9 protein-coding genes are annotated in these 11,549 nt (G+C 36.6%); 2 read left to right on the top strand and 7 right to left on the bottom strand.

The features are described 5' to 3' along the window. Positions 1-359: 359 nt before the first annotated feature. From SGJ10_11240 to SGJ10_11255, 4 genes are all read right to left on the bottom strand, one after another. Complete coding sequence (locus tag SGJ10_11240) at positions 360-815, bottom strand: MmcQ/YjbR family DNA-binding protein (GenBank protein ID MDZ4758692.1); 456 nt, start codon at positions 813-815, stop codon at positions 360-362. 5 nt (positions 816-820) lie between these two features. After that, positions 821-1,816 carry a DUF1028 domain-containing protein gene (locus tag SGJ10_11245; protein ID MDZ4758693.1) on the bottom strand — a complete coding sequence of 332 codons (996 nt, stop codon included), beginning with the start codon at positions 1,814-1,816 and terminating at the stop codon, positions 821-823. A 323-nt stretch (positions 1,817-2,139) separates the two neighbouring features. Next, the gene (locus SGJ10_11250) at positions 2,140-2,928 is read right to left on the bottom strand and encodes a PAS domain-containing protein (protein ID MDZ4758694.1); all 789 of its coding nucleotides are present in this window, start codon (positions 2,926-2,928) and stop codon (positions 2,140-2,142) included. Positions 2,929-3,217: 289 nt separating this feature from the next. Then, positions 3,218-3,679, bottom strand: coding sequence for a YdeI/OmpD-associated family protein (locus tag SGJ10_11255; protein ID MDZ4758695.1), 462 nt, complete (start codon positions 3,677-3,679; stop codon positions 3,218-3,220). A gap of 183 nt (positions 3,680-3,862) precedes the next feature. Here SGJ10_11255 and SGJ10_11260 point away from each other — a divergent pair, with 183 nt between their 5' ends. Continuing rightward, positions 3,863-5,380, top strand: coding sequence for a T9SS type A sorting domain-containing protein (locus SGJ10_11260; protein ID MDZ4758696.1), 1,518 nt, complete (start codon positions 3,863-3,865; stop codon positions 5,378-5,380). Positions 5,381-5,996: 616 nt separating this feature from the next. Here the strand turns inward: SGJ10_11260 and SGJ10_11265 are convergent. The 3 genes from SGJ10_11265 to SGJ10_11275 form a co-directional block, all read right to left on the bottom strand. Continuing rightward, complete coding sequence (locus SGJ10_11265) at positions 5,997-6,242, bottom strand: hypothetical protein (GenBank protein ID MDZ4758697.1); 246 nt, start codon at positions 6,240-6,242, stop codon at positions 5,997-5,999. 233 nt (positions 6,243-6,475) lie between these two features. Next, on the bottom strand, positions 6,476-7,156 hold the full coding sequence (locus SGJ10_11270) for a T9SS type A sorting domain-containing protein (GenBank protein MDZ4758698.1): 681 nt from the start codon (positions 7,154-7,156) through the stop codon (positions 6,476-6,478). Positions 7,157-7,208: 52 nt separating this feature from the next. After that, positions 7,209-8,354, bottom strand: a complete 1,146-nt coding sequence (locus SGJ10_11275) for a T9SS type A sorting domain-containing protein (GenBank protein ID MDZ4758699.1) — start codon at positions 8,352-8,354, stop codon at positions 7,209-7,211. Positions 8,355-8,601: 247 nt separating this feature from the next. Between SGJ10_11275 and uvrA the strand changes: the two genes are divergently transcribed. Further along, a complete protein-coding gene (gene uvrA, locus SGJ10_11280) occupies positions 8,602-11,451 on the top strand; it encodes an excinuclease ABC subunit UvrA (protein MDZ4758700.1) in 2,850 nt (949 codons plus the stop codon). The last annotated feature ends 98 nt before the right edge of the window (positions 11,452-11,549 follow it).

The raw sequence follows: 11,549 nt of genomic DNA on the forward strand, positions 1-11,549 counted from the left end.
TAATTATTAGAATCGAATTATGAAAGAGGTCTAATATATAAGTCGTAATTTACAACCTAGAGTTTGTGAAATATTAATAGATTATGTCTAATTTTTGTAGCGTACAAATTAATTAAAATAAATATCATGAAAGTAAAAAAACTATTACAACCAACCCGCCTGTTTAGTAATGTACCCGAGCCGTCCGCGATAGCCCCGCCGAGGCGGGGGGATGCAATCGGCTTGCGAGAGGGAAAGGGTTTGCAACCCACAAATACATATTAAATATTGTATGAAATAAGATATCGAAATGGTTATAAACCACAAACCTTATGCGAGCCGATTGCAAATCGGCTCGGGTGGAGGATAAAAGCTTTCTGTTAACTATTTGTATATTTTAGTTGACGCGTATGAGATAAATGTCGGGACGGCTCGCGTGAAAATACTCGTCTCCAATTGGGCAGATTCTTAGCCCGAAGCGGTTCGCCGCGGCAAACAGAATGACGTAAAAACTTACGCATTTTTTTCAGGGCAACCAAACAATATGATGAAGTTAATGCATCCTTGCACATTGATACTGGCACTTTACTCAGTTCTATATAAGTGGCTCCTTGCAATCCCCATTTATTAGGCACTGGATATATAATAGTATTGTCGAATGAGCAGAAAACACTCTGATCAATAGCAGACAATTTCACACATAAGCGTTTTTTCTTTATATCGAGCGAAGCAAATATTTTCTTGTTCACCCTGAAAGAAGTTATTTCAAAATGCGGCTGCTCTACTGCACCTTCAAAGGATAAGGCAAATTCGGTGATTGCTTTAATACTTATCATATATATTATTTTTTAACTATTCTTTCTGTACCGATTTTTATATCACCTTTATAAAAATTGATAAAATATAAACCACTGTTCAAGGTACTTAAATCGAGCTCAAATGTGTTTGATATAATATATTGAGTCATCACAACTTGCCCCAACAATCCCATTATTTCTACTTTGGTTGGCTTTGCATTATTTAATTTTACTATAATAATTCCATCACTTGGATTGGGAACCATTGAAACTTCTAATGGTGTATAATATTCTTTTTCTAAAATACCCACTATAGCTTTCCAAGTATTATATTTTTTCTGCAATTCATCTATAGGTTCAGTGCCTGTTTTAGTTCCTGCAATATTCAAATCTATATATATATTGTTTGCAGAATCGGTAGGTTTGGCCATCCTAAGAAATGCTGACAAAGAACTGGTGCCATTGGGTTTGCAGCGTGTATCTGCACCTACTACATTGGCTCCTTGCAATGCGGCCATCAATTTATCAGCTAAAGTTCCCTTGGTGTTTTTAAATCTGTTCTCCATCGAATCTAAAATCTGCTGACCCAATAAAATATTTCCTTGAATAGAATAATTGGCACCCAAATTATGGTTCTTATAATTATTACATTGCGAGCCAGTAAAAGCTGCACTTCGGGGATGTCCGCTATTATAATCTACAATACCATACTGACGAATACTGGAATCAAAATCGGTATCATTTTCTTCAAGCCATTTAATAATTGCTTGCGGACTAAAACCTGCCACCATTTTGGCATGGGCATTTGCTTGGTTGCTGGGGTTATAATAAGCCTGTGTATGGATAGCACCTTTGCCAGGAATAAGGTCACTTATAATCTTTGCTCCTGGTGTGCCAGGCCAAATAATACTATCGCCACAAGTAGCACCAGCACTACCTATTTCGCCTGTTAAGGAATCAATAGCTACAATAGAAAATGTATGCTGCGATTTACCAATAAAAGGAAAAATTAATATAATAGATAAGATATATTTTTTCATGATTCAATATTATTTGACTAGCAAATATAATTGAAAATATTTTAATCAAAAATTACAAAGGCAGTAAATATAAACCAGCCTTAGTTCTGATAGCCCCGCAAGATTACGGGGGAACCATTGAGAGTCTCAGTAAATCATTCTTGTGCATGGACATTCAATCAAATCCAGATAACTATCGGGACATTAAATCAAAAATCATCCAATCATTAAATAAAAAAGGGGGTTCTGCCATCTTCAAAAAACAGTCCCCCTCCTTTATACTATCCCGTCTCGCATTTAATTGCGAGAGGGCTAGCTACTACTAGTTGGAATAGTCAATTTAATTAGGCACCTCCGCCATTCGGTCGATTCTTTTTAAAATCGGATAGCTGATGCGGCATTTTGGAAAGCGATTTTACAGGAACTTTATTAAGCAATAATTTTCTGCTCAATTCCAAATTCACCCGACTTTGTGAACTAATATAATCATTCAGATCTTTTATAGTTTCACTAAACCTAGATGATAAATCATACAGTGACCCAAGAATTTTCCCTTTTTCTTTCTCATTCTTTGCTTCTATAAACGAGTTGATGGTCTTTTCTAATTTAACCGAACTCGATTTAAGATTATATGAAACCAGATAGGTATAGTTCGTGAGGCGATTGTTCTGATCACTCACCATTTCATTACTTTGGATAATCTCCTTTTCTTTGAGTTTAATTACAGTGATATCAGTAATGTGCACAAAGAACCCTTTTACAATTCCGCTTATTTTATCCGCTGTGTAAGTGGTGATGGAATGATTAATATCGCCTAAGGGAGATATCGTTTCTTGCTCAAAAATCTGCGTTTTCCCCTTTAATACTTCTTTTAAATAGTGATGGTTTTTATCATATAATATGCCAAGCAACTCCTGCATAGTTATATTATCTATGATACCAGAATTTGATTTTCCATACCACTTTAAATAAGCACTATTGGCATACCGACATATTTCGTCTCGATCCCAATAGGCAATCATGGCACTAATCTGGTCGGCTACAAGCAAGCCAAGTTCTGTCTGTTTTCCTTGTGGAAAGTTGTCTTCAAAAAAATCTCCGTTCTTCTTCTGACCATTTTTTAAGTTTTTCATTTTTATAAATTGGTTTATAATAAGCCGTCTGCTTCTCGCTGATATATATTAATGCTTTATCGGTAGTGTTTATACAGGCATCAATACTTTCTCAGTTCAAAACATGTTATATACTTTACGTGTAAATAACAATGCAAAAGTAGCCCTGTCCATATCCATCAAATAATGATGTGCGTCATGTGTTTGGTATTATTGTCGTCATGTGGAGCAAGGAGTAAGGGATAAGGAGCTGACGCCGTCCGACGCGGCGGAACACTTACGCCCTATCCCTTATTCCTTAATGATTACCCTATCGCAACTTCTTTCCAGCTTCACTACTACCAATTAATATATTCAGTCTTTTAATTTGTGTAGCCTCTTGCTTTGCATCCATCACCCAATGGGTAATTGTTTTTTTATATCCGGGTGCTTGAGCGTTAAAAAATGTCCAAGCTTTTTTATTGGCACTAAATTGTATTGCGAATTCTTTGCTAAATGATACTGCCTCCTTTTCGTAACTATATATTTTTGACTTATGCTCTTTCCGTTTTTCAAAAGCTGCAAGTCCTTCTGGTTTCATTAAACCTTTTGCACTGAGCTGTTCTACTTTTTCAATATTGATGGCACTCCATATACTTGTGGATCTACGTGGTGTAAAACGAATAGTATAACTCTCTTCATTATATGACCTGCAAATGCCATCAATCCAACCAAAGCACAGAGCCTCATCAACCGATTGCGGCCATGTAATACTAGGCTTATTGCAGCCCACTTTATAAAAACCGACCAATAGCTCCTTTTCTTTCAAATGATTTTGTTAGAACCATTTTCTCAAATCTGATTGTTTGGCAAAAAATGTGGGGGTCATATAGTAGCAAGTATAAAGTAGAAAGATGATATAGAGAATAAAAACCTTATTCTAGAATTAGGAATATTAAAAATATTTTACCTAATATTGCCTAAAACTAATATTCTGATGTTTCGTAAATTTCTGCTCTTAATTACTATAATAAGTATTCAACAAATACAAGCTCAAATACATATTGGCCCTGGGCAAACATACAATAATATACAAGCTGCTTCTGTAGTTGTAAAGCCAGGTGATACGGTATTTGTGCATGCGGGCTCGTACACAGGCTACCAAGGAATTATTGGTTTGAAAGGCACTGCTGCAAAACCTATTGTGATTATGCGTTATAAAAATGATTTGCATGATATCAGTGGTTGCTGGCAGTTTCAGGCTTGCGAACATTTAACTTTTCGTTACCTTAACTTTAAAGCAAACAGCACAGCCACAGGGCGACTCATCAATATGGATAATAATGGTAGTTGTACAACACAAGCAAAATATATAATTTTTGATAGCTGCTATTTTTCTAATGTAACGGATGCAAATTCTATCACTGCTTTCAAGTTTGGCGGAGTCGATTTTTTTGAAGTAACCAATTGCGTTTTCAAAGATATTCCAAATTGTAATGCGTTCGATTTTAATGTATGCCACCATGGATTAATTAAAGGAAATTATTTGGAAAATTGTCAAAGTGCGGGGCATATAAAAGGGGGTGCATCCGATATTACGATGGAGCGAAATACCTTTATCAATGCTTCTTCTGGCAACTGGGTAGTGTTTGAATTTGGGGGCGATACAGGTCCGCAATTCTATTGCCCGAATGATACCTTTGAAGTGCGAAACTTGCGTTTTTATTCTAATCTTATAGTTGGCTGTGGGCGTGGATTTGCTTTATCATCGGCTAGAGATTGCGATGTAATTAATAATACATTTTACAATTGCAGCGGCACTACTTTCCGACTTTTAAATACCAGTAATTTGTATCCCAAATTATATAATAATAGGGTGGAGAATAATATATTTGCTTTTGGCACTACCGCCTATATGAATGCAAGTGCCCAGCAAGCAGGCTCTACCTATTTCAGCAATAATATATATTATAGCTTGGTGAATGCAAATTTCACTGGTCCCTATTGGGATACGCCCGAAGCAGATTTGGTGAAAGAATCCAGTATGAGAGTATATGGAAATGATACTTTTATGTTTGTAGATACTGCCAAAAAAGATTTCCATTTGGCAATGGGAAGTCCTGCTATCGCTGCGGGGAAGCAGGTAGCGGAACCAAGTGTAGATGTGTTTGGATATGTATATAAAAACCAAAGAAGTATTGGTGCAGCAGAGTATAATTCTACTTCCAATATTTTAGTTCCGCAACAAAATGAAAAGTATTATATATATCCCAATCCAACAAATACAGGAAGTATAATTTTACAAAGCAATGAAACCACTTATACTCATTTAAAAGCTATACAAATATTTTCGGCAACTGGCGAATTGGTATATTCTCAATCATCATTTCAAATGCTTGTAAGTATTGACACCAAAAGATTCTCGAAAGGGTTATATATAGTTCGCATTGCAGAGAATGACTTTATATCGACACAGAAATTGATTGTAGAGTAACTAAGAAAAGTCCCTTTAAGGAGACGGCATCTCGGCAACAAAAAGACACAAGTATACTGAAAGTCCCTTTAGGGCCGATTTGTTGGTCAAAAAGTCGCATCTGAAAAAAGACCTAAGGCCCTTTAGGGACGGCATATCGGTCACCAAAACAATCCTATCATAATACTCGAAGTCGCTTTAGGGACGATATGTCGGTTATATCAGTTCCTTAAAGATAAACCGTTCATCATAATCTACTTCAAACTCGTTTAGAAAATCTATATACTCTTCTCTAAAAGTTCTTTTTTGATGATGGGTTTTCTGATTCTCGATATATATTATACCAATTCTTAAACTAAAATAGATCTCCCGTTGTGGCGGATTTGATTTGTAGAATGGTAATGCCGAACTACATCCCGAAAGCATTCGGGATTAGTCCCTTTCTTTTGCACTATTATATATTGAGTTTCGGTATTAAACTTATTAGGCAAATTATAAATCACCCCAATGCCACTTAAACTCCACAATACAGTTGTGTTAAAATAATCAGTAATATTACTAGAAGCGTATGCTGTATACTCTTCCCCTCTAATCATCCACCACTTCTGGGATAAGCTTCATACCGAGCTCTTGCTCTTTAATAATAATTAGTGAAAATACCAATCATTATATACATACTGAGTTTTTCTTTTTGCAAAATAAAACACTTTAGTTTTAGTGGTACTTCCACAAATTGATATTTCAATGTATAAGTAAACGTAGTATCATATCCTGTTAATAGATTCAATGAACTTGAGAAAGCGAGATTGCTAAGGTATTCAGCCCTGCTTGAATAAAGCAAACCTACATCAATACAAAGATCCTTTCTAATCTGTTTTGACAAATTTAATCCTGTTGCATAGCTATATGCACCTTAATATGTTCTCGCGGCATAATCAGCAGAATAAAAATACCTCAATTGAAATTTGACATTACTGTTAATTTTCTTCTGAGCAAACAGATTGAATGAAGAAGAAGTAATTAGAAGTATGAGTAGTTTTTTTATTATTACACTATTAAAGATGTTTCTCCCGAAGGCTTTCGGAACCTACAGGACAAAACACGGCAGACAATATTTTACTCCACCACTACCCTACTCACTTGCCCGCCAACACTCAATATATAAACACCCTTTGCAAGGGCTGATAGAGGCACACTCATCGCCGTTTCATCTGTATTAGTTTGATACACTTTGTTACCTAGGATATCAAACATTATAATACTTTCTTTGCCTATTTGCATACCTGATAAATATAATATATCTTTTGCAGGATTGGGATAAGCTACAATAGAATATTTTGCAATTTCTTGAGTGACACCCAATACTACTACAGTATTATAAATAACTTGCACAACAGAAGAATCATTGGGATTATTTACATCATAAAACACATAAGCGATATGATTAATTCCTCGAACATGTACTTTATTATCGAACAAATAATGGGCTAAAAAACTACTGTCGTTCGAGCCTTTTGCTATTGCAGCATGAAAAGTGGATTCAAAAGTAGAAACATCATAACATTGACCTGCAAAACATATAGTATGCTGTACATTACTTTGCAATTGTTCATATTCAATTTTGCGGGCTCCCACTTCAATGAGGCCCAATCCTACATTCTCAACTATTATAGCAAGGTCTAAAGATTCAGCACCCACCCAACCGCCATTATCTGTTGATTGTATAATAACAGTATCGGTAATAATTTGACCTGTTGCAAGGTTCCTTAGTTTTAAACTTTGTGCATTCGTGCTCATCAGAAAACACACAAAACTAGGTAGTATAAAAACTCTTTTGAACAACATAAACTTAGTCGGCTAGAACAACTTTATGGGTTGAAACACCCATTTCTGACTTCACTTTAACAAAATATATGCCCTTAGAATTACCCGACAAATCTATTGAATTTTGTTGAGAAAATATTTTATTGCTATTATATATAGTTCTGCCTTGCATATCCATTACTTCAACAGTATAATTTTCTGCATCCATACTGTTAATATATATAATACCTTTACTTGGATTTGGAAATACATTGATTTGCGTCTTATTATCTATTTCGGCTACTCCAGTGTTAAATGATTTTCCATAGAAATCGCTTCGAATAGCGGTGCTCACATTACCAAACAATGACTGCTTACCCGAAAATTTCTTTTGATCGGAAATATACATCGTAAGTTTGCAATGGGTGGGATTGCATCCAATATTTCTATACTTTGTAGGCATTGTATATTTATAAGTACGACTTACTGTTATTCCTTGTTTGGTATTCAATATTATATCGCCTTCAAAACCATTTATATTGTCCCTAAATACATTGGTATGGTTGAACTTGGCATTAAAACCATTATATAGTTTATAAAACTCAGGATCATACTGCATAGAAATAATTGAATCTTCTGTGATGGCTATTTGCAAATAATTGGTATCTGTATTCGCATCGGCAGTATAATACACTTCTGTTTTTACGGTAAGCTCACGGGTAGTTGGATCGTAAGTAGGCAACATATATAAATTAACAGGCGAAACTTCATCCACCAATTTATCAGCTTCGGGTTGCACTTGATTATTATTAGGGCCAAAGATAAATGTAGAACCATAAGGAACACCACGATCGAGACGGTTCACCATCATATTCAAATAGAAAGGCCAATGCAATTTGGTTGGTTCATATATAGTATCGCCATACCAAGTGCGAAAATCTTGAGCCAATTGACCCGCCTGTGGCGTAGCATCGGGGCCAAAATGATATTCGATAAGCATGCCTCTACCTGGGTGTGATTCAATAACAGTATCACACTTTTTGGCAATGCCGGGACAACTGCCGCAAACTTGTCCCGTTCCTTTTTCTATCAAGAAATTTTTATTTTGAGGAGTATGGGAAACTTGTGCTTGCAAACTGCTTAAAGAAACAAGGCAAAGCAAGCAAGCTAAGGAACTGTAAATATATTTCATGTGTTTTTGAGTTTTAAGGTTTCAAAAATAGGAAAGAAATTTGAATATAGCGTCATTGCGAGGAACGAAGCAATCCCGTTAACATTGGACGAGATTGCCGCGGCCGTGCCTGCCTCGCAAACCCAGTTCTCCCGATAGCTTATCAGGAGCTCGGCAATGACGGCCTACACATCAATGTTAAAAACCAATTGGAAACTTTTATAAAAAACTTAGACTATAATACCTCAACTTTGCGGGTCAAAATCAAATGGCCAAAGAATTTAATAATTCCATCATTATCAAGAACGCTCGGGTTCACAACCTTAAGAACCTGAGTGTGGAGTTCAAACGCAATAAACTCACCGTGGTTACTGGTGTTTCGGGCTCAGGCAAATCAACTTTGGTATTCGATACTTTATATGCCGAAGGTCAACGACGCTACGTAGAAAGTTTATCGTCGTATGCCCGGCAGTTTATGGGCCGCATGAACAAACCCGATGTGGATTATATAAAAGGTATTAGTCCAGCCGTAGCCATTGAGCAAAAAGTAAATACCCGGAATCCGCGTTCCACAGTTGCTACCAGTACTGAAATATATGATTATCTAAAATTATTATTTGCTCGTGTAGGACATACTTTTTCCCCGGTCTCCAAAAAAGAAGTTAAGATGCACACCATCGATGATGCGATGTTGCAGATTAATGAGATGGACGACGGCCGTAAAGTATACTTATTGGTGGAAATAAAAGCAAGCGAACGTGGATTGCAAAAAGAGTTGGAAGTGCTGCTGCAAAAAGGATTTACTAGAATAATATTGAACGAAGATATATATAATATTGAAGAAACAATTGCCGATTTTAAAGCGTTTGATAAAAAAGTTGGCAAACAGAAACTATATCTTTTAATAGACCGTTTTGTTACTGATAAAAATGACGAAGAATTGCAAACCCGAATGGCCGATAGTATACAAACAGCATTTGCGGAAGGCCATGGTGAGTGCACACTGATGGTGACTGGCGAACAAAAAGTATTATATAGTTTCTCCAATAAATTTGAAGCTGATGGAATAACGTTTGAAACTCCGACGCCGCACTTTTTTGCATTTAATAATCCTTATGGGGCATGCAAACGCTGCGAGGGTTTTGGCAGCGTGCTTGGTATCGATGCCGACTTAGTTGTACCCAATAAAATACTGTCCGTATTCGAAGATTGTATCGCTCCTTGGCGTGGCGAAAAAATGAGTGAGTGGAAAAATCACTTCATCGCTTTATCTCGCAAAAATGATTTCCCTATTCACCGTTCATATAGCGAATTGAATCAAGCGGAATTAGATTTTTTGTGGCATGGTGGCAAAAACTGGGAAGGCATCGATGGTTTCTTTGCAGAAATAGAAAAGCAAACTTATAAAATACAATACCGCGTAATGTTAAGCCGCTACCGTGGCCGCCAAGTTTGCCCCGACTGTAAGGGCACACGTTTGCGTAAAGATACTGCTTATGTACGTTTGGTGGATGCAAAAAACTATAATAAGATAAACACAAAAAGTTTTGATCCATTCACGCAATTGCTTTCTTTGCATGAGGTATTGTTAATGTCGGTTGATAAAGCCAAAGAATTCTTTGCCAACTTTATATTAAATGATTACGAAGAAAAAGTTGCGAAACGTATATTAAAAGAAATACGAAACCGACTATTATATTTAAGTGATGTGGGACTCGGTTATTTGAGTTTAAATCGTTTGAGTAATACTTTATCGGGTGGTGAATCGCAAAGAATAAATCTTGCTACATCCCTTGGTAGTAGCCTTGTGGGAGCCATGTATATATTAGACGAGCCGAGTATTGGTTTGCACAGCCGTGATACACAAAGATTGATTATTGTGCTCAAACATTTGCGTGATTTGGGTAATACTGTTATAGTAGTTGAGCATGATGAAGAAGTGATGGAAGCTGCCGATGAGCTAGTGGATATTGGTCCTTTAGCGGGAAGTAATGGTGGTAATTTAATATTTCAAGGAACCCTGAAAGAAGCATTAAAACATAAAGAAAGTTTAACGGGTCAATACTTATCAGGCAGGGAAGAAATAGAAGTCCCAAAACGCCGCCGCAAGTGGACAAATTATATAGAAGTACAAGGTGCACGAGAGAATAATCTCAAAAACTTAAATGTAAAATTTCCATTGAATACTTTGACGATGGTAACCGGTGTTTCTGGTTCAGGAAAAACTACCTTGGTAAAAGGTGTATTATATCCTGCTTTGCAAAAAGAAATTGGTGGGTATTTTGGCGAACAAACCGGTAAATTAGATAAACTAGAAGGTAATATAAAGAATATAAAAGCAGTGGAAATGATTGACCAAAATCCGATTGGAAAATCGAGTCGGTCGAATCCGGTTACTTATATAAAAGCGTATGATGCTATTCGCGATTTGTATGCAAACCAACCCGTTTCCAAAGCCAGTGGCTTCAAGCCTTCGCACTTTAGTTTCAATGTTGAAGGTGGCCGCTGTGATACTTGCCAAGGCGAAGGTGAAACTACTATCGAAATGCAATTTATGGCCGATATAAAATTGCCCTGCGACGATTGCAAAGGCATGCGTTTCAAAAATGAAGTATTGGAAGTATTATATAATAATGTTAGCATTGGTGAACTATTAAATATAACTGTAGATGAAGCGATGCAATTATTTACGAGTGAAAAAAGTATTATAGATAAATTAAAGCCTTTGCAAGATGTGGGTTTGGGATATGTGAAACTCGGCCAAAGTGCAAGCACCTTGAGCGGCGGAGAAGCACAGCGGGTAAAGCTTGCATCATTTCTGGGCAAAGGTGGCCAAAGTGATAATCATATATTATTTATATTTGATGAACCAACTACTGGTTTGCATTTTCACGATATCAAAAAATTGTTAAATAGTTTTACGGCCTTGCTCGACAAAGGACATAGTATTATAGTGATCGAACACAGTCTTGAAATGATTAAATGTGCGGATTGGGTGATTGACCTAGGCCCCGAAGCAGGTGATATTGGTGGAAACTTAGTGTTTGAAGGCGTTCCCGAAGACTTAGCAAAATGCAAAGCCTCTTATACTGGGAAATATTTGCAGGAGAAGATATAATACCAATTCTTAACCTATAATAGTTCTCCGCCTGTGGCGGATTTGGTTTGTAGAATGGTAATGCCGAACTACATCCCGAAAGCCCCGCTTAATCCCGA

Source organism: Bacteroidota bacterium, assembly GCA_034439655.1.
Taxonomy (GTDB): domain Bacteria; phylum Bacteroidota; class Bacteroidia; order UKL13-3; family UKL13-3; genus CANJUD01.

What these genes read in the sequence shown, in the direction of transcription:
- SGJ10_11270 (MDZ4758698.1), bottom strand. Translation starts at nt 7,156, where the DNA reads ATGAGCACGAATGCACAAAGTTTAAAACTAAGGAACCTTGCAACAGGT.
- uvrA (MDZ4758700.1), top strand. Translation starts at nt 8,602, where the DNA reads ATGGCCAAAGAATTTAATAATTCCATCATTATCAAGAACGCTCGGGTT.
- SGJ10_11245 (MDZ4758693.1), bottom strand. Translation starts at nt 1,816, where the DNA reads ATGAAAAAATATATCTTATCTATTATATTAATTTTTCCTTTTATTGGT.
- SGJ10_11250 (MDZ4758694.1), bottom strand. Translation starts at nt 2,928, where the DNA reads ATGAAAAACTTAAAAAATGGTCAGAAGAAGAACGGAGATTTTTTTGAA.
- SGJ10_11275 (MDZ4758699.1), bottom strand. Translation starts at nt 8,354, where the DNA reads ATGAAATATATTTACAGTTCCTTAGCTTGCTTGCTTTGCCTTGTTTCT.
- SGJ10_11240 (MDZ4758692.1), bottom strand. Translation starts at nt 815, where the DNA reads ATGATAAGTATTAAAGCAATCACCGAATTTGCCTTATCCTTTGAAGGT.